Annotated in this window: 15 protein-coding genes; 7 read left to right on the forward strand and 8 right to left on the reverse strand. The window is 64.5% G+C overall.

Features of this window, described 5'->3' with window-relative positions; translation table 11 throughout:
* Positions 1-4: 4 nt before the first annotated feature.
* A complete protein-coding gene (locus tag PXJ20_RS23270; protein WP_421031685.1) occupies positions 5-1,681 on the reverse strand; it encodes a beta-glucosidase in 1,677 nt (558 codons plus the stop codon).
* 58 nt (positions 1,682-1,739) lie between these two features.
* Complete coding sequence (locus PXJ20_RS23275; RefSeq protein WP_421031686.1) at positions 1,740-2,948, reverse strand: hypothetical protein; 1,209 nt, start codon at positions 2,946-2,948, stop codon at positions 1,740-1,742.
* A gap of 285 nt (positions 2,949-3,233) precedes the next feature.
* On the opposite strand from PXJ20_RS23275, the gene PXJ20_RS23280 reads away from it, so the two are divergent.
* Both PXJ20_RS23280 and rfbC read left to right on the forward strand, forming a co-directional pair.
* Entirely contained in the window at positions 3,234-4,484 is a 1,251-nt protein-coding gene (locus PXJ20_RS23280; protein WP_421031687.1) for a glycosyltransferase family 4 protein, read from the forward strand.
* 26 nt (positions 4,485-4,510) lie between these two features.
* A complete protein-coding gene (gene rfbC / locus PXJ20_RS23285) occupies positions 4,511-5,062 on the forward strand; it encodes a dTDP-4-dehydrorhamnose 3,5-epimerase (RefSeq protein ID WP_026121417.1) in 552 nt (183 codons plus the stop codon).
* A gap of 326 nt (positions 5,063-5,388) precedes the next feature.
* On the opposite strand, the gene PXJ20_RS23290 is transcribed toward rfbC, so the two are convergent.
* Positions 5,389-5,709: a high-potential iron-sulfur protein gene (locus tag PXJ20_RS23290; protein WP_126875387.1), complete on the reverse strand. Its 321-nt coding sequence runs from the start codon at positions 5,707-5,709 to the stop codon at positions 5,389-5,391.
* A gap of 503 nt (positions 5,710-6,212) precedes the next feature.
* Here PXJ20_RS23290 and PXJ20_RS23295 point away from each other — a divergent pair.
* Positions 6,213-6,392 carry a hypothetical protein gene (locus PXJ20_RS23295; protein ID WP_126875386.1) on the forward strand — a complete coding sequence of 60 codons (180 nt, stop codon included), beginning with the start codon at positions 6,213-6,215 and terminating at the stop codon, positions 6,390-6,392.
* Positions 6,393-6,445: 53 nt separating this feature from the next.
* Here PXJ20_RS23295 and PXJ20_RS23300 read toward each other — a convergent pair whose 3' ends face one another.
* The 5 genes from PXJ20_RS23300 to PXJ20_RS23320 form a co-directional block, all read right to left on the reverse strand.
* Positions 6,446-8,707: an LPS-assembly protein LptD gene (locus PXJ20_RS23300; protein WP_421031688.1), complete on the reverse strand. Its 2,262-nt coding sequence runs from the start codon at positions 8,705-8,707 to the stop codon at positions 6,446-6,448.
* A gap of 136 nt (positions 8,708-8,843) precedes the next feature.
* Positions 8,844-11,138 carry an outer membrane protein assembly factor BamA gene (gene bamA, locus PXJ20_RS23305; protein ID WP_421031689.1) on the reverse strand — a complete coding sequence of 765 codons (2,295 nt, stop codon included), beginning with the start codon at positions 11,136-11,138 and terminating at the stop codon, positions 8,844-8,846.
* Between the two features lie 23 nt (positions 11,139-11,161).
* On the reverse strand, positions 11,162-11,545 hold the full coding sequence (locus PXJ20_RS23310) for a hypothetical protein (protein ID WP_421031690.1): 384 nt from the start codon (positions 11,543-11,545) through the stop codon (positions 11,162-11,164).
* A gap of 41 nt (positions 11,546-11,586) precedes the next feature.
* A complete protein-coding gene (locus PXJ20_RS23315; RefSeq protein WP_017774726.1) occupies positions 11,587-11,964 on the reverse strand; it encodes a hypothetical protein in 378 nt (125 codons plus the stop codon).
* 433 nt (positions 11,965-12,397) lie between these two features.
* Entirely contained in the window at positions 12,398-14,005 is a 1,608-nt protein-coding gene (locus tag PXJ20_RS23320) for an SH3 domain-containing protein (protein ID WP_421031691.1), read from the reverse strand.
* A gap of 324 nt (positions 14,006-14,329) precedes the next feature.
* Between PXJ20_RS23320 and ftsH the strand changes: the two genes are divergently transcribed.
* The 4 genes from ftsH (at position 14,330) to PXJ20_RS23340 (ending at position 19,034) form a co-directional block, all read left to right on the forward strand.
* Positions 14,330-16,270: an ATP-dependent zinc metalloprotease FtsH gene (gene ftsH, locus PXJ20_RS23325; protein WP_421031692.1), complete on the forward strand. Its 1,941-nt coding sequence runs from the start codon at positions 14,330-14,332 to the stop codon at positions 16,268-16,270.
* A gap of 221 nt (positions 16,271-16,491) precedes the next feature.
* Positions 16,492-17,721 (forward strand): 4Fe-4S dicluster domain-containing protein, encoded by a 1,230-nt coding sequence (locus PXJ20_RS23330; protein WP_421031693.1) that lies wholly within the window; start codon positions 16,492-16,494, stop codon positions 17,719-17,721.
* Positions 17,708-18,166 carry a cyclic nucleotide-binding domain-containing protein gene (locus tag PXJ20_RS23335; protein WP_017774730.1) on the forward strand — a complete coding sequence of 153 codons (459 nt, stop codon included), beginning with the start codon at positions 17,708-17,710 and terminating at the stop codon, positions 18,164-18,166. The genes PXJ20_RS23330 and PXJ20_RS23335 overlap by 14 nt, the downstream gene beginning before the upstream one ends.
* Positions 18,153-19,034: an FAD/NAD(P)-binding protein gene (locus tag PXJ20_RS23340; protein ID WP_421031694.1), complete on the forward strand. Its 882-nt coding sequence runs from the start codon at positions 18,153-18,155 to the stop codon at positions 19,032-19,034. The genes PXJ20_RS23335 and PXJ20_RS23340 overlap by 14 nt, the downstream gene beginning before the upstream one ends.

Below are 19,034 nucleotides of genomic sequence, written 5' to 3' on the forward strand. Positions count from 1 at the left end.
TCGCTTACTGCGACGCCGTCTGCGCGGCAGGAATCAGATAACGCGGCAACGGCCCCACGCGCCACGTGAAGGCTTCGTCGGATACGGTCACCGTTCGCTGCGCCCCTTGCCAGTCGCGCTCCACATACGAGCCCGGCGGCAGCTTCAACGACACGGTGCGTTCGTCCGTGCCTACCGTCCAGCCCGCAATGATCGAATCGCCGCCTTGCGTGCCGTAGCGATAGGCCTTCACGTCGTCGGTATCCACAAGCGCTGACTGCCAACGACGATTGCCGAGCGTCGTAGCCAGCACAGAAGTGGCGACGAACGCCGGCTTTGGCGAAAGGTCGTGATGCAGTAGTCCGAAGTTGTGCTCGAAGTTGTTCGGGTCGGTGCCGTCGTCGATGAAGTCATACCAGAACAGCACGCGCACGGAATCGTAGCGGCGCGAGAGCAGGTAGCTGCGCGTAACGTTGGCGGCCTGGCTCGTTTCGTCCTGCCCGGGCACCTTGGGATTCACGGGCCAGCCTAGCTCGGTTATCCAGACTTGCAACGGGCGTCCGTCGGCCTTGATGTTGTCCGTGGCGAACCGTTTGAGGTACGGCCACGTGGACGGAATGCTGACTGAGGGGATAGGCGCGCCCTGCGCCGCATAGCCCTTCTCGGGCGTGTTCGGCGTCATGTACGGATGCACGCTGAAGCCGTCCTGGTCGTTGAGCCCGCCGCGTTTCATGAGCGCAACCATGCAGTCGGCGCCCGGACCGCCCCCTGAACCGCCGCCGCCGCACGAAATGACCGTGGCGTTGGGGTTGATCTGCTTGATCTTGTGATACGCGTCCTTGAGCAGCGCGAGGTAGCGGTCGTAGCCGATGCGGTTGAAATCCGGCTCGTTCCAGATCTCCCAGTGCGTGATGGTCTTGCCGTAATGGCGCACCACGGCATCCACGTAACGCACGAACAGGGCCCGCGCTTGTGGCGTCATGGGGAACGTGGAGCCGTTGAAGAGGTCGGGATAAACGCCGGCATTGCCGTAATCCAGCACGCCGAGGACGGAAAGCCCCAGCTGCGATGCCCGCGCCACGTAGTCGTCGTATCGGGCCGGGAACGTGAAGCGGCCCGGCGTCTTCTCAATTTCCTGCCAGTAAAGTTCGTCGCGAATCCACGAGAAACCCGCCTGTTTGACGAGCGGCAGCACCACCTGCGGCGAGCCTTGCCCCTGAACGAAGTGCGTGACCACGCCGAAATCCGAGGGGCCTACGCTGTCGCGTGGCATGACGACAGCCATGTTGACCGATGTGCGCCCCGACGCATCGCCGTCCTGTGCAACGAGTTCGGCATCTACACGGTAAAGTCCGGGCCCCGGTGGCGTGATGTTCACCTGCACCGTCTTGCCTTGTGCCGCTGCGCCAACCATCGTGCGGTACGAAGCCGCAGGCCTGGTGGATAGTCTGCCCTCGTCGTCGTAGGGGAACAGCGTGAGCCGCAGCGTCACACCGGGCGAGTCGACCACGCCCGTCTGGAACTGCAGCGCTACCGTTTTGCCCGGCGCGGAGATCAATGCATCGGGACGATTCGCCGCACGAAGCTCGGCTGCGTTCGCGCCAGGCAGGCCGGCAAGCGCGAGCGCCAACACGGACGCCCGCAGCGCAAAGGCAAACGGAACACAGACGCGGATACACGAGGCAGACTTTTTCTTCGGCATGGTGCGGACTGCACGGTGGAAAGCCGTGCGGGTTGCAATGGTCGAGGCGAAGCCGCTGCTAGCGGAATGCGTGCCAAGGTGGCGGCGCAGCAGGGGCGGGCTTGAGGCGCCCCAGCAGGCGCATTCGTTGCGGCACGGGCATGCGGGCACGCGCATCGGCAAGCCAGATGGAGAAGCGCGGCCAGTAGCAGATCAGGTACGCCAGCGGCACGAACGAGGTCACCATCGTTGGGCCCAGCGTGGCCGTGATGAGCAGCGTCATGAGCATCACGAAACCGTCGCTCGCGGTGAAGCCCAGCACGCCGAGCAGGATCAGCGCGGGGATGAGTCCCATGTCGATGATGAGGCCCGGAATACTCGCGAACGTCACCTCGTTGACGTAGTACACCTCGCGATTCATGTGTACGTAGGGCAGATAGCCGTAGTCGTTGAGCAACTGCTGCGTGGACACACCTTTGATGAGGTCCGAGAACCGCGCATCGAGCAGGAACGGGTATCCGCCCATGCGGTGCGCGAAAGTGGGCACGCCGAAGAAGCCGTGCGCTCTCATGTAGAGGCCCATCGCTCCCATCACGCAGGTGAAGATCCCAATGGCCACCAGCGGGTGAATCGAACGCAGCGAACGGCGCGCAAAGTAGAGCACGGCAAAAATGCCCAGCACGGCCGACGCCTTGGAGAGGCTGATGAAGAGGCCGATCCAGTAGAGCGTCATCATGAACTTGCTGGTTTTCTCGCGCTGCATGAGATACAGCACGAACGACGCAGCCAGCAACGACGAGAAGAAGCCGGCCTCGCGGGAGAAGCCGCAGACGCGCGCGAAATAGAGGATCTCGTAGAAATTCGTATTGGTCTGCGTGGCCGAGTCTCCCCAGAGCATCTTCGACACTTCATCCGGGCCGAGCTGAACCGCAAGACTGTAGTCCGCGTAGTACGTGATGAACTGCACGATGGCGAACAGCACGTTAATGCCCATCCAGAGGTGCAGGTAGTCGATCTTGCGCGCGTACGTGTACATCAGGTAGCCCACGCAGATCGCAATGGAGACGACACGTGCAGCCGCCATCGGGCTGCTGATCAGGCAGGCCGCCACGGCGATGGCGAGCGGCAACGCCCAGCGGCGCACGGTGGCCAGTGCGAACGAGGCAAAGCCCGGGTCGAGCAGCGGCAGCATGACGTACAGATAGATCGTCACGCCTTTCACCTGCGGATTGAAGATCACGCAGGTGAAGAACATATAGAACAGCATCGAGATGGTGCGGGCGTACATCGGGCTCTCCAGCGGCACCGGCCGTCCGTTGAAAGTGCCAGGTTATGCGACGCCCGAAGGCCGCTCAGTTCGGAACCGTACTTAGCGGTGGGCGGTTGCAGGCCCGGCACACACCGCACTGAAAGCACATGGGATGCCCGGCAGATGCACGAGAACAATTTCGATCTGCCTGGAGCTAAGTGCGAAATCGTACTGAGCAGCCCCCTTGCGTGATCGCCTAATGCAATCGTGCGCCGCATCATCGCGCCACGCTTGACCGCAATCCACGCTATGGAGCTGTGCCTGATGAATCCGATCACGATGTCGGCCAAAGCCGCCACCGCGACCGCACCAGTCCCCCTCGCGAGCGCCGCCGACAAACCTCATGTGCGTGAGCTGGCTGGCGGAACATTCGCGATAAACGGAAAGTTCGCCTCGCAGCGCATGACGGGCGTGCAGCGCGTGGGCTATGAAATGGCAATCGCGCTCGTGAGATCCGTGCCGGATGGTGCCGATCTGCCGCTCTTCGTGCCGGCCGATGCGCGTGACGACGTGGCATGGCCCGCGGCCGCATCCGTGACTTCGCCGGAGGGCATCGCTGCCCGCTGGATGAAGCGCGTTTTCAAGGGCGCACTGTGGGAGCAACTGGTGCTGCCGTTTGCATCGGGCGGCCGCACGCTGCTGAGCCTCTGCAACATCGGCCCGCTGCTGGCGCGCCGGCAGGTGCTCATGGTGCACGACGTCGCGGTCTACGATCTGCCCGAAAACTACTCGTGGAAGTACCGGCTCTGGTATCGCGTGGCGTATGCCGTTCTGAAGCGCACAGCGAAGCACATCGTCACCGTGTCCGAATTTTCGAAGCAACGCATCATGGTGCGCCTCGGTATCGACGCGAGCCGTATCTCGGTGGTGCGAAACGGCGTCGATCACTTCGACCGTATCGTTCCGGATGCGCGCATTCTTGCGCGCCTCGGTCTGAAGGAAGACGGTTACGTGCTGATTGTGGGCAGCCTCTCCGTGGGGAAGAACCTTGCGCGCGTGCTGGCCGCTGTCGAGCAATTGAGTGAGCGCGATCACGACTGGCAGTTCGTGGTGGCGGGCGGTTGCGATCTGCGCGTCTTCAACGGCAAGGCGAAGGCGGGGTTGCAGCCGTCGGACCACGTGATTGCGGCAGGCTTTGTTTCGGATGGCGAATTGAAGGCGTTGTACGAGCACGCGGGCTGTTTCGTGTTTCCCTCGCTCTATGAAGGGTTCGGCCTGCCGCCGCTCGAAGCGATGTCGTGCGGCTGCCCGGTGATCGCGTCGCGCGAGGCGTCGCTGCCCGAGGTCTGCGGTGACGCCGCGATGTACTGCGATGCGCGTTCGGTGGAAGACATTGCGCGAAAGATCGCGCGGATGATGAGCGACAAGGCGCTGCGTGAAACGTGGCGTGCGCGCGGGCGCGAGCACGCGAAGCGTTTCCGGTGGGATGCCGCCGCGCGTGAACTGCTCGATGTGCTGGAGCGCGAAGCGAGCGTGCATGCCCGCCGCGACCGCGCCGCGCGCGGGAGGATTTGAAACTCGTCTATACGGAGCAGGCCGAGATGGCTATTGAGGTGAAGGAGACAGCGATTGCGGAGGTCAAAATAATCGAGCCGACGGTGTTCAGCGACAGTCGCGGGCACTTCTTCGAAAGCTTCAACGCGCGGGAATTCGAAGAGAACGTGGCGAGAGGACACGTGTTCGTGCAGGACAACCATTCGCGTTCTACACGCGGCGTGCTGCGCGGACTGCACTATCAGATCCAACGGCCGCAGGGCAAGCTCGTGCGCGTGATGACCGGCGAGGTGTTCGACGTCGCGGTGGATTTGCGGCTGAGTTCGCCGAGCTTCGGCAAGTGGGTGGGCACGCGGCTGAGCGCGAAGAACTATCGGCAGCTATGGGTGCCACCGGGATTCGCGCACGGCTTCATCGTGCTTTCGCCTTCCGCCGAATTGCTCTACAAAACCACGGACTTCTGGTTCCCCGAGTACGAGCGCAGCCTGCTGTGGTCCGACCCGGAAGTGGGCATCGACTGGCCCAATGGCGCAGAACCCGTCCTGTCGCCGAAGGACGCGGCCGGCCGCTTGCTTTACGAGGCCGAATGTTTTGCTTGAGGGTTCTTTCGGAGGGTTCTTTCCGGGCAGCCAGGACGGCAATGGCCGACGGTCGCGTCTCGCGACCGTCAACCCTGGCCCTAGCCCGCCAGATACTCGATGGCGCTGACCACGAAGGTGTAGGCGCTGATGCAACCGCCCAGCGTGAAAGCGCCGCGCATGAAGTCGCTCATGGAAGTCTCCTGGCAAGGTGTGGAGGCGCCATTAGAGCCGAACAAAAATAAAAATGAAAGACATTAGAAAGAAAAATGTTGGCAAATGGTTGGCTACACCTCATCGCGCTGTTCGACCGACCGTGCGAAAAAACCGGGCGCGTCCCGCGTCTGCTACGAGTTCGTATATGAACTGCACCATCCACCGGAGGCCACGAGCTTCGCGCCGAACAGCACGCAGCCACCCCACGCATCGCCGCTTTTGCCCTGGAACAGCGAGCAGGTACCGCAGCGTTGCCCGGCCGCGTAGGCGGGAAAGCGTGCCTTGTCGACGCGTGTGGCGTCTTCCACATAGCCCAGCGATTTCGCTGTGGGGTCGCTTTCGCTCACCTTTTCGTCGGCGGCCCGTGCGGTGCGGCTGAGGATGAGCGCCGGCGCCATGCCGGCGCCCACGACCATGACGTGATGCAGAAAGTGACGGCGCGATGTCTTCATGGGGTGCGTGGTTTTTTGGTGGTGTGGGGAGATGAACGCAAGAGGGGCGACGAAAGTCGCCGTGCCTGCGAGCGGCGATGGCCAGTATGGCAGCGTCGCTGAGAAGGTGCATGCGGATGGGCAAGGCCTTCCAGAAGCACCGCTTCCCGCCGCGCGGCACTCACGTCCGCACAAGCCTGACGACGCCCTGTTCCGCGACGCTCGCCGGAAATTCACGAAAGACCGCAAAAAAAAGGACCCGAAAATCCGGGTCCCTAACATCGGCCCTGGTCCTGGCGGACAGGGGGGCCGAACGGCCGTTGCTGCTCTGGTCTCCACAGGGGAGGAGGGGCGTTGCGGAACAGACCGCCGTGCAAGGCGGGGCAACGCAATGCCCGTCGAATGTAGGGCCACCCACTTAAACGAAACTTAAACGGCGCACCAGGGTAAACGTCGGTATGGGAACGGGCATTCGCCGTGCTCCCATCATGCACTTGCGTGTTCAATCCCCTCAGGGACCTCTGATGCCTCACATCGTGCCCCTTCGCGCCGCAAGGCGCCCGCAATCGCGCCACGGCTGGCGCCGGCAGGCGGGCTCCATCAAGGGCGCGGTCGTGCTGGCGCTCGTCCTGGTCGGCCTCGTCGCTTCGCTTGTCGTCGGATTCGGGCTGTTCGGCATCGTGCTGAGGCTCTTCATGCGGTAAGCCTCTGTGCCAATGCCGCGACATTCGAATGAGCGACGTCGCCGTCCGTCTCGTCACGGATAGTTCGTGAACCGCGATTCGGCATCCGGCACGGCAGGCGCGCTATAACCGGCAACGCTCGCGCGAAACTGCTGGAGCAGTCCGTTGTCGATGCGGCTCACGCCGTTCAGTTGCAGCTGCATCAGCAGGCGTGTGCCGCTCGTCGGCGTGTTGGTGCTGCTCGTGTTGGTGTACTTCTCGAAGGCGAGGCTCACGGCCCAGCAGTCGGCCTGGTATTGCATGCCGAGCAGTCCGGCCACGGTACGGTGAACGCCCATGTCGTAATCGATCATGCCTACCGCCGAAACGCGGCGCGAGAGCGGCCATTGGCTCGAGAGCAGAATCTGGTTCACCGCTGCGTCGCCAAGCGTCGCGTTCGCTTTCGCATAGAGGTAGGCCGCGTTGAGCACCTTGCCGTCGGCCGGCTTCCAGCTCACGCCCGACGTAGCCTGTGCGAACGCGTTGTTCGACTGGTCGTATTCCACGGCCTGTTCCACGCTCATGTTGTCGCCCAGGTTGAACGAGGCGCCCGCAATGACGTTGGAGGGACCGGCCGAAGGCGGAATGTCGCCGGACATCGTGACCTGCGTGGTGCGGAAATAGTATTCCTGGGCGAGCACGAAGCGCGCGCGTTCCGCACCGGTTGCGGCGTCGAGAAAGCGCGTCGTGATGCCTGCCGTCACGCGGTTCATGTCGGACACGCGGTCGCCGCCCACGAAGCGGTTGCTCGTGAAAATCTCCGCCAGCCCGAAGTCGAGCGGCGCCGTGTCGAAGATGGGCGCGAACGTCTGGTTCCGGTAAGGCGTGTAGACGTAGTAGAGACGCGGTTCGAGCGTCTGGATCATGTCGACGCCGAAGAGGCGAATGTCGCGCTCGAACGTTGCGCCCGAATCGAAGCTCAGTGTGGGAACGTTGAAGCTGAACGTCTTCGGCTGGCCTGCAGGGGCATTGCTGCCGATACTGCTGAGATCGTATGACGCGAAGTGCCATTGCACCTTGGGCGTGACGTACCAGCCCGGATGCACGATTGCGTAACTCACGTAGGGGTCGAACGTGAAGCGCGCGCCCTGCGTGGAATGTCCGACGGGAATCGAAAAGCGCGTAGCGTTCGCATCTGCACCGAAGTCGAACCCCTCTACGTTGTAGCGCGTGTACTTCGCGTCTATTTCGGGCTCGCGGTTGTAGGGTGGCGAAGTCGTGAACGACTGCCAGTCCTGCACGCGTGCGAGCACAGACCACGGACCGTGGTTGTACGTCACGCCGGCCTCCTCCTGAAACACCGTCTGCGAGCCCAGCACAAAGGCGTTTTGACCGAGGTCCGTCGGCACCGCGGCATCGGACACGCGGTTGTAGTTCACATACGCGGCAAGTCCGTCGCCCAGCGCCTGCTGATGCTTGAACGAAAACGAATAGCGGTTCGTCTTCGTGATCGCATCGTAGGGCAGGTAAGTGATGGAGAGCGCGCCGGAAGAATTCGCTGTCAGATAGCGATAGTCGGCCGTCAGCAGGGCGCCGCGTTTAGTCATGACGCGCGGCGTGAGCGTCAGGTCGTAATTCGGCGCCAGATTGAAATAGACGGGCAACTGGAAGTCGTAGCCGCTCGACGAACTGAGCGAGAACGTGGGCGGCAGGAGCCCTGTGGCGCGTTCGCCGTTGAGCGGAAACGCGAGCCACGGAAACGCGAAAAGCGGTGCGCTGCCGAAAAACAGCACGCCGTTGTACGCCACGCCCTCGTTCTCGCCCTGGTCCAGATCGAGGCGCGAAGCGCGCAGATGCCACGCGGGACTTTCGAGGCAATTGCAGGTGGTGTACGTCGCGTCGTAGGCGGTCTCGCGTTGCGCGTCGATCAGGTCGATTCGCGAAGCGCGGCCCGAACCGTTCGTCAGCGTGAAATGGTAGGCGGGCGTGCTCATCGTGCCCGCCGTCTCGCTTACGTGAAGATGGGCATCCGGCCCGCTGAATACGTTGCCGTCATGCGTGATCTGTACATGGCCGTAGGCATCGGCCATGTCGGTGTCCACGTCGTAGTGGAGCGCGTCGGCCTTGACCACGGACGTACCGCTGCGCAAGTCCGCGTTGCCTTTGAGCGCAAGGTCGGTGTTGCTGGTGCCTGTGGCGCTGCTGCCGTCGGTGAATGTTGCAGCCTGTTCGCCGGGTGCGAGCGGGTGCTCCACGAGTTCGGGCGCGAGCTGCAGGCCCCACGGGCCGTCGATGCGGTAGGGCAGCGCAGCTTGCGCCGCGAGTTGCGCACACGCCGAGCCCGGCAGGCACGCCATGCACGCGGGTGCGGCGAGCAGCAAATCCAGAGGAAGCCGAAGCGTCCAGATTCTGACGTGGATCCTGCGGCGGTGTAACGATGCGGATTGCAAATCAATGGGCGAGGCAGTGGCGGATGAATGAGGTCCTGACGCGTCAGAACGACGTGCCAATCTGGAACTGGAACTTCTGATACTGGTCGCCCGCATGCCGCACCACGGGCAGACCGAAGTCGAGTTTCAGCGGACCGATGGGCGAGATCCATTCGAGGCCTATGCCGTAGCTGTAGCGCAGTCCGTTCGCCCCTGTGCTGTTGCCTTCGGAGCCCCACACGTTGCCGCCGTCCAGGAACGTGAACACGCGCAGCGTGCGGTCGTAGCCTGTGCCTGGCAGCGGGAACGTGACTTCGATGTTGCCCACGATCATCTTCGAGCCGCCAATCGGGTCGCCCGTGCTCGTATCGCGCGGGCCGAGCGAACTGGTCTCGTAGCCGCGCACCGACCCGATGCCGCCCGCGTAATAGTTCTTGAAGATGGGGTACGCCTTGCCGTTCAGACCATTGCCGTAGCCGCCCTGGAAATTCAGGCCCAGCACGAAGCCGCGCGCGAACGAGTAGTAGTACTGGCCCTGCACGTCGGCCTTGTAGTACGGCGTGGTGCCGGCGGGTGTGCCGTACTCCGCGTTGGCCTGCGCGTAGTAGCCGCGGCTGGGTACGAGTGCGCTGTCGCGCGCGTCGCGCGACCAGCCGACCGTGAGCGGGATGTTGTTGGAAACGCGGCCGAAGTCCTTCACGTAATCGATATAGGTTTGCGGCGTGGCCGAGTCCGTATCAAGCCGGTCCTGCTCGAAGCCGAGGCCGAAGTAGATCATGTCCGATTCCGAGAACGGAATGCCGAACTTGAGATCGGCGCCGGCCGCGATGATGCGGAAGCTCGAACTGCTCGAGTAGTAGAGCGGCTCCGTCGTGCGGTAATAGACGTCTGTGATGCGCTTGATGCCGTCCACGGTGAAGTACGGGTCGACCTGCGTGACGGTCAGTGTTCGGTACGACGTGGCCGTGTTGACGTTCACCGAGAGCGTGTTGCCGGAGCCGAACACGTTGTCCTGCGTCACGCCCGCGGAAATGATGGGCCCTTCGCCCGAGCCGTAACCAAGGCCCAGCGAAATGGTGCCCGTGGGCTTTTCTGTCACCTTCACGTCCACGTCGACCTGATCGCTCGATCCTTCCACGGGTACGGTCGTCACGTCGACGTCGGTGAAGTAGCCGAGGCGATTGAGACGGTCCTTCGAAAGCGTCAGGCGCGACGAGTCGAACCACGAGCTTTCGAACTGCCGCATTTCGCGACGAATCACTTCGTCGCGTGTGCGCGTATTGCCTTCGATATTCACGCGCCGCACGTACACGCGGCGCCCCGGGTCCACCTGGAGTGCGAGGGCAACCTTGTGGTGTTCCTGGTCGATCTGCGGCACCGCGTTGACGGTGGCGAACGCGTAGCCGTACTCGCCCAGCTTGTCGACGAGAGCTTTCGTTGCGGCCTGCAGTTTTTCCGACGAGAACCGCTCGCCCGGTTTGATGGCGACGAGCTTGTCGAACTCCGCTTCGCGGCCCAGCAGGTTGCCCGCTAGCCTGACGCCGGAGACCGTGTACGGCTCGCCCTCGTGCACCGTGACGGTGAGGTACATGTCCTTCTTGTCCGGCGAAAGGGAGACCTGCGTGGATTCGATGTTGAACTCCAGATAGCCGCGGTTCAGGTAGTACGAGCGCACGTTTTCCAGATCGCCCGTGAGCTTTTCCTTTGAATAGAGGTCGTCTTTCGTGTACCAGGAGAACCAGTTCGGCGTGGACTCCTGCATCTGATCGCGCAACACGCTGTCGTCGAAGACCTTGTTGCCGATGAAGTTCACCTGGCGGATCTTTGCGCTCGGCCCTTCGATTACGGCAAAGAGAATGGCGACGCGATTGCGGTCGATTGGCGTGACTGTCGTCGTGACCTCTGCCGCGTAGAAGCCGCGCGTGAGGTACTGGCGCTTCAGTTCCTGTTCGGCGCGGTCCACGAGCGCGCGGTCGTAGTTGCGGCCCTGCGAAAGCCCCACCGTGCGCAGCGCTTTCGTGAGGTTGTCCTTGTCGAACTCGTGCAGCCCGGAAAAGTCGATCGTGCCGATGGCCGCGCGTTCCACCACGCGCACGATCACGACATTGCCTTCGGTGGCGATCTTCACGTCGTTGAAAAAGCCGGTGTCGTACAGCGCGCGAATTGCTTCGGATGCCTTGTCGTCGGTGAACGTATCGCCCTGTTTGATGGACAGATAGGAAAACACCGTGCCGGGCTCGGCGCGCTGCAGTCCTTCAAGGCGGATGTCCTGAACGACGAAGGGCGTGGTGGCATGCGCTGCGGGCGCTGTGAGGGCACCGATGGCGCCCGCAATCGCGATGTCGACGCGTGGCGTCATGAACCTGGCTAAGAATCTGGACTTCATGTTGACCGGTAAGAAGGCGGCAGAAGGTTCGGGTGATACCCGACCGTTTGCCGCACGAACGAATACGCCTGAGAGGCGGGAGGAACGCAGTGCGGGCGCGGCGCATAGCGGTCAGCGGGAATCGAATGGCGCATGTGAAAGGTTGCGGCGTGCCAGCGGGTTTCGTTCTCGCGGTTGAACGCATCCCTATGCAGGGCGTCTTTCGTGTTGAGCAGCCACACTGTCAGTACACCGGGAATGACACTTCGCACCATGGTCAACTCCAGCGACGCAACAAGGCACATCACCGGCCGTCCGCCGGGCGTCGGTAGCGGGTGGCAGCGGGCGGCAGCGGACAGAAGCAGCACGGCGGACTTTTCTACGCGCTCATCGCTCGTCATCGCCACGCGTGAACGACCTGCAGCGCTCCAACGCAACAGCACTAATTCATCACGGGGTGGGCGGCGAATGCGGCTGGAGCGGGTTGCATTTCAAGCGCGTCGACGAGCTGGCAAAGGCTCCGCGCAGGCAGTGCATACGCCGTCCAGCCCATGCCGGCGTGGCGCAACATGAGCACGGGGCCATCGAAAAGCGGCGTGCGGTCCACGTGCCAGCTGGGGTCCACTTCGAGCGGATAGTTGTGCGAGGGCACGGGCGTCATGGAATGAGCGGGCGACATGCCGGCCCGCAGTTCGACGAGCTTTTCGATGAGCGTGTCCACGTCGGCGGCGCCCAATACGGAAGACCGGCCTTCTATCGTGAAGCGCACCGCAACCGTGCCGGCTTCGTGCACGGGTTCCATTGTCATCAGGTGGTACATGGCAGATGTTCCTGGACGGGGACAGGTAGTCGGCGGCAGTTCACCGTCGAATGAGGCGCAGCATAGTGAAGTTGTTGTTGTGATCGGTTGCCGTTGCGTTACGCAGCGTTAATCGGTTAATAACGCGGCGCGGTCGGCACAGGACCGGCAGAGGGCGGTGTCGCATGGCCCGGCATGCAGTGGAGAGAGTCCAGCGGGGAAGCAGCGTGACGCCAGCCGGCATCACGCATCGCGCTTCCAGGGTGTGCGTCGGCAAGCACAAGGCATTGCGCGGGGAGGAAAGGTAAGGGCTGGTAAGCGGGGGCGGATGCGCCGCGTGGCGGATGGGCTTTCGTGCGCCTGACGGCGAAGCGGTTATCGGCAGACGAGCCGATCATAGGGCGCTTGCGAGGCGCCTGGCATCCCCGACGTTCAACGAAGGTTCAACGAAGGCTCAACTCGCAGGATTGTCCTCATCGCCTTGCGACGGCCCGCCTTCATCGGGCCCACCGATCACAGAAATCTGAAACGTAGGCGTGCCCGCCAGCGATTCGAGCGACGGGTCTTCGGGAATGCGCGCGAGCAGCGGCAGGATCACGGAGCCGCCAATCACCGCGCGCCGGCTGTTGTCGGCGGGACGCAGGCCCCACACGTCCTGATACACCACAGGCACCGCTTTCCCGTCGCGCGTGGTGTTGCCGAGGTACAGCATCACATGGCCGCCGATGTAGATGAGCGTGCGCATCGGCACGCCGTGATGCGCGAGGTAATCGAGGCGTTCTGTGGGCGAGGCATCGGAAAGGTCCGTCATGCGTCCCGCGCTCATCTGCGTGGACGAATGGCGCGGCAGCCACACGCCGAACGCGGCGAAGATGCTTTGGAGTTCAGAAGAACAGTCGTTATAGAACCCCGTATTGCCCCAGCCATACGGGCGGCCTATCAGGTTCTTGAGCAGCATCGCGAGATTGCGCGGCGTCGCGGCGAGCGGCATGGGCGCGATCTGCGATGCGTCGAGCGTGGCCGTGCGAATCACGGCGCGGCCGTCGACGTCGCGTGCGGGCACGAGCACGTTCCACGTGTTGGCCGACGCTGAACCCGCACCTGAACTCGAAGCAGCGGCTTGCAACGGCAGCAGGCTGCCCGCAGGCGCATTGAAGCGGAACGTGCCCTGGCTGTCGCTCACGGGCGCGGATGCCGCGATCACCGCGCCCCACATCTTGCCCGCAGCGGCGCGCCAGGCCAGCACGAAGGCGTCGTCCACCGTACCCACGTGATCGCTTTGCACCCAGCCTTGCAGGTCGGGTGTCTGCACGTAACGCCACGCGCCGTCGGTGCTGCTGCCGAGCACATAGAGCGGTGTGCCCGGACGCACCGCCGAGATTTGCAGGTTGTCGAAGGGATAGCCTTCGCCCGCGATGTGCCAGTCGTAGAACGACGGGTCCATGGTAGGCAGTTCGCGCACCAGCAGATTGCCCGTCGCGATCGCGCGTTGCGAGCCGGCGTAATGCGGCGCGCCCTCGAACTGCGCCACGTTCATGTTCTTCGCAATGGCATCGATCCAGGCACCCGTATGCGGCCGGAAGTTCTGGCCGTAGCCGATATGGCGGCCCGTGCGCTCGCGGTTGTCGAACCAGCTGAGGCGCCGGCGCTGCAATGCGGCAATGGCGTCGCCGCCGTCGCGATAGACGACCTGTTCGATATACGCAGGGTTCCAGGGCGAGGGCGCAGTGGCGTTGGCGGCACCGCTGCCCGTGCTGTTGCCTGAGTTGGCACCTGAGCTGGCACCCGAGCCTGTGCCGAAATAGCGCGCGTAAAGCGCCTCTTCATGCGCACGTTGCTGCGCGGCGGAGAGAAAGGGACGGTCGTAAGCCGCGTCGTGCGGGTCGATCCAGTGGTCCACGTTCTGGTCGTACGCGTCCATCGGGAAGAGGCCGACCACGTCATGCGCCGGCGCGGCTTCAACGGCTGGCCGGGCAGGCGGCGCCGCGCAACCGGCAAGCGTGAGCGCGAGCCAGAAGGCGAAAGCGGCGGCGGGCAAGCGCGCCATCGAACGTCGGGCCATGCAGCGGGACAGCGGGGAACGCACGAAATCAAGAGACATGATGCACAGCACGACGAGAACGGGAAGGGAACCGCTGGACAGTAATGCCGCACGCCGACAGCCCGACGAAAGCCGGCTGCGGCGGCACGCCCGTGATTGTGAGGCAAAGGGCGGCGGGCCGCCATGTTGCACGGCGTCCACAGCGTGCTGGGCCTGCTTGATCCACGTCAACGGGGACGGAACACGCTCGCGCGAGGCTTGAGTCTGTTCAGATGCGAAAACGATGGGCGCGGCGTGCTGCCGTCCCGCAGACCGCATCGCTCGCATCACGAGGAGGCGGTAGCCATGCGCAATCACACATTACGGGCAGGATTGGCCGCGGCGGCGTTCGCGGCATGGGCGTACGGGGCGCCCGTCCTTGCGCAGCCCATTCCCGTGAGCGGGGCCAGCGCGGCTAGCCTGGCCGACCTGACGACGGCTTACCAGAACGGCGCGGACGAACCCGCCGTTGGCGCAACCGGCGATTCCGCGAAGGTCCGCACGCTCGCGTACTCCGAATTCGTCGTGCTGGTGGAGAAGGGCGGTATTCGCAGCGTGCGTATCGAAGGATCGACGCTGAGCGGCAAGCTCGGCAACGGCGGCTCGTTTCGCACCGTCGCGCCGGCCGATCCCGCGCTGATCGACCGCCTGTTGAGTCATCAGGTCCGCATCGAGGCAGCGGCGAACAACGGCATGGGGTTTCTCGACAGTCCGCTCTTCCAGACGCTGTTGATCGGCGTGCTGATGGTGGGCGCGATCCTCTTTACCTCGCGGCAAGGAACCCAGGGCAGCGGCAGCAACAAGGCCGCGAGCTTCGGTCGTTCGCGCGCCCGCCTGATTTCGCCGGATGCGCACCGCACCACGTTCGCAGACGTTGCCGGCATAGAAGAAGCGGCGGTCGAGCTGGACGAGATCGTGCGCTATCTGCGCGAGCCCTCCGCGTTCCTGCGCCTGGGCGGCCGCGTGCCGAAGGGCGTGCTGCTGATCGGGCCGCCCGGCACCGGCAAGACACTGCTGGCGCGCGCCGTGGCGGGCGAAGCGGGCGTGCCGTTCTTTTCCATCTCCGGCGCCGAATTCGTGGAGATGTTCGTGGGCGTGGGCGCCGCGCGCGTGCGCGACCTCTTTCGCGAGGCACGCCAGCATGCGCCGTGCATCGTGTTCATCGACGAGATCGACGCCGTGGGCCGGCACCGCAGCAGCGGCGCGGGCGGCAACGACGAGCGCGAGCAGACCGTCAACCAGTTGCTCGTGGAAATGGACGGCTTTTCCGGCAGCGAAAGCGTGATCGTGCTCGCGGCGACGAACCGGCCCGACGTGCTCGATGCAGCGCTGCTGCGCCCGGGCCGTTTCGACCGTCAGGTGATGGTGCCGGCGCCGGACACGGCGGGACGCCAGAAGATTCTCGAAGTGCACATGCGACCGGTGCCCGTTGCAACGGACGTGGATTCGGCCGTCATCGCGCGCGGCACGCCGGGCTTCGCGGGCGCAGACCTCGCGAACCTCGTGAACGAAGCTGCGCTCATTGCGGTGCGCCGCGGTCACGCGCGCGTTTCCATGGCCGATTTCGACGAAGCGCGCGACAAGGTGCTGCTCGGTCCTGAACGCCGCTCGCTCGCCGTCACGGCGCGCGAACGCGAAATGACCGCGTATCACGAAGCCGGGCATGCGCTCGTCGCGCTGCGCTCGCCGTATCAGGACCCGCTGCACAAGGTCACCATCGTGCCGCGCGGCCGCGCGTTCGGCGTCACGCTTTCGTTGCCCGAGCGCGACCAGCATTCGTTCTCGAAGCGCCAGCTGGAAGGGCGCCTCGCGATGATGTTCGGCGGGCGCGTGGCCGAAGAACTCGTGTATGGCCGCGAGGAAGTCACGACCGGCGCAAGCGACGACATCCGCCAGGCCACGCAGCTTGCGCGCCGCATGGTGACGGAATTCGGTTTCAGCGACACCGTGGGCGTGGTCTGCTGCGAAAGCGGCGTGGACCCGCATGGCATGCCGGTCGCGATGTCGGCGGCCATGGCGGCGACCATCGACAGCGAGGTGCGGCGCATCACGGGCGAGGCCGAAGCCGAAGCACGGCGCATTCTCGTGGCCGAGCGCGCGGTGCTGGAACGGATTGCTGAGGCGCTGCTGGCGCGCGAAACGCTCACAGGCGAGGAGATCGATGCGCTGCTGGACGGTTCGCGTGAGCCGCAGCGTCAAACCCCGGAGGCCGAACACGCGGAACTGGAGCATGCAGAGGCTGCATGAAAGCGGCTGCATGAAAGCCGCTACATGAAAGTGCCTGCTTGCCGGGGCCGCCAGGGCTAACGGGCTGCCCTGGCGACACAGCTTGCGCGGCCCGAACGCGAAGCATCATGTTGGTCCACAGGACCCAGGCGCGCCGCCTATACTGAACCGAGCCGGCTCCTTTCAACGGGGGCCGTACTCTTTCGAAGGCGCACGTCCACTCCCTTCACAGGTGCTTCCGCATGACCTCGTCATCGTTCGCACATCGCCCGCCTGCTATGCTCGACGCGAAGGGCCTGACGGCGCTTATCCAGGCCCTCGCCGCACGCGCGTATCGCGTAATCGGACCCACCGTGCGCGACGACGCCATCGTCTACGACGACATTGCCAGCGCCGACGACCTGCCCGCAGGCTGGACCGACTACCAGGCACCCGGGCGCTACGAGCTGGAGCGCCGCACCGACCAGGCGCTCTTCGGCTTCGCGGTGGGTCCGCATTCATGGAAACAGTTTCTGCATCCGCCTGTCGAGCGGCTCTTCACCGTGCGCAAAGACAGCACGGGTCTCGCGTTTGTCGAGCCGGGCGAGGCCAGTGTGTTCGAAGGGGCCGACGGGTCTAACGGACGCGCGCCGCAGAAATTCGCCTTCATCGGCGTGCGCGCCTGCGAACTGCATGCCATCGCGATACAGGACCGCGTCTTCCTGGAAGGCTCATGGGTGGATCGCGGCTACGCGTTGCGGCGGCGCGATGCCTTCATCGTGGCCGTGAACTGTTCGCAGGCGGGCGGGACGTGCTTTTGCGCGTCGATGCAAACCGGACCGAAGGCCACCGAGGGCTTCGACCTCGCGCTCACCGAACTGCCTGCCGCCGTGGACGGCACGAGCGGTCGCTTCGTCGTCGAGACCGGCAGTGCGGCAGGCGCCGAACTGCTTGCGCAACTTCCGCACCGCGAGGCAACGTCTGCGGAACTCGACGCGGCCCATGCCGTGGTCGCGCGCACGGCGCGGCAAATGGGCCGCACCATGCGGACGGACAATCTCAAGCCGCTTCTGCAAGAGAACCTGCGTCATCCGCGCTGGGCCGAAGTGGGCGACCGGTGCCTCAGTTGCGGCAACTGCACGATGGTGTGCCCCACGTGTTTCTGCACGACGGTGGAGGACCACACCGACCTGGCGGGCACCACAGCCGAGCGCGTACGCAAATGGGATTCGTGCTTCACGCTGGATTTTTCGTGGCTGCATGGCGGCAGCGTGCGGCAGTCCGGCGAGGCGCGCTACCGCCAGTGGCTCACGCACAAGCTGGCGGGCTGGATCGACCAGTTCGGCACCTCCGGCTGTGTCGGCTGCGGGCGCTGCATTACGTGGTGCCCGGTGGGCATCGACATCACGGAGGAAGTGGCGGCCATTCAGGCCACACCGGGCGCCACGAGCACCGCAGGCCAGGCCAATGGAGACGGCAATGGAAGGCCTTGAGCAGATTCTCGGCGAGCATGCGTTTTTCGCCGGCTTTGCGCCCGCGCATCTGCAACTGGTGGCGGGCTGCGCGCGCAATTGCCGCTTCGACACGGGCGACTACCTCTTTCACGAAGGCGATAGCGCCGACGAGTTCTATCTGATTCGCCACGGCCGCGCCGCGCTCGAAATATCGGCGCCGGGGCAGGCTCCGGTGGTGTTCGAGACGCTGGGCGACGGCGAGATTATCGGCGCCTCGTGGCTCGTGCCGCCGTACCGCTGGATGTTCGACGCACGCGCCATGGCGCTCACGCGCGCGGTGGGCATCAACGCCGCCTGTCTGCGCGGCAAGTGCGAGGCCGATCACGACCTCGGCTACGAGATGATGAAGCGCTTCCTGCCGATTCTCACGAAACGGCTTCACGCCACCCGCCTGCAGATTCTCGACGTCTATGGAAAACGATGACGCTCGCCTGACGCCCGCCACGCTTGCGCCCAGTACGTGCGATGCATTCGATCCATTCGTGCCGCAGGCGTATCGCGTGTCCGCGCGGCACAAAGAACTGCCTGACGTCGTGACGCTCGAACTCGAGCCGCTCGCGGGCGCGCGGCCCGCGTTCGCGCCAGGCCAGTTCAACATGCTCTACGCATTCGGCGTGGGAGAAGCGGCCATCAGCATGAGCGGCGACCCGGCGGCACAAGGCGCGTTCGTGCACACCATTCGCGACGTGGGCGCCGTGAGCCATACGCTCGCGCAACTCGCAGCCGGCGCGACGCTCGGTGTGCGGGGCCCTTTCGGTGCGGGCTGGCCGATGCAGGCAGCCGCGGGAACAGACGTGGTCATTGCCGCGGGCGGCCTGGGGCTTGCACCGCTGCGTCCCGCCATCTACGACATCCTCGCGAATCGCAGCCGCTATGGGCGCGTCACGATTCTGTTCGGCTGCCGCAATCCCGCGGGCATGCTGTATCGCCGCGAACTGGAGCGGTGGCGGCAGCGCTTCGACATCAGCGTGGAAGTGATCGTCGATCACGCGGATGCGCAGTGGTTCGGCCACGTCGGCGTGATGCCGGCGCTCATCGCGCGCGCCGCGTTCGATCCGCGCGACACCACGGCGCTGGTATGCGGCCCCGAGGTGATGATGCGCTTCACCGCGAACGCGCTGCGCGAGCGCGGCGTGCCGGACACGGGCATCTATCTTTCGATGGAGCGCAACATGAAATGCGCGGTCGGCCTGTGCGGCCACTGCCAGTTCGGCCCCACGTTCGTCTGCAAGGACGGTCCCGTCATGCGCTACGACACGATTGCGCGCTATCTCGCCGTGCGGGAGGTATGA

The sequence above is a fragment of the Paraburkholderia sp. A1RI_3L genome (assembly GCF_048957895.1).
GTDB lineage: Bacteria > Pseudomonadota > Gammaproteobacteria > Burkholderiales > Burkholderiaceae > Paraburkholderia > Paraburkholderia kururiensis.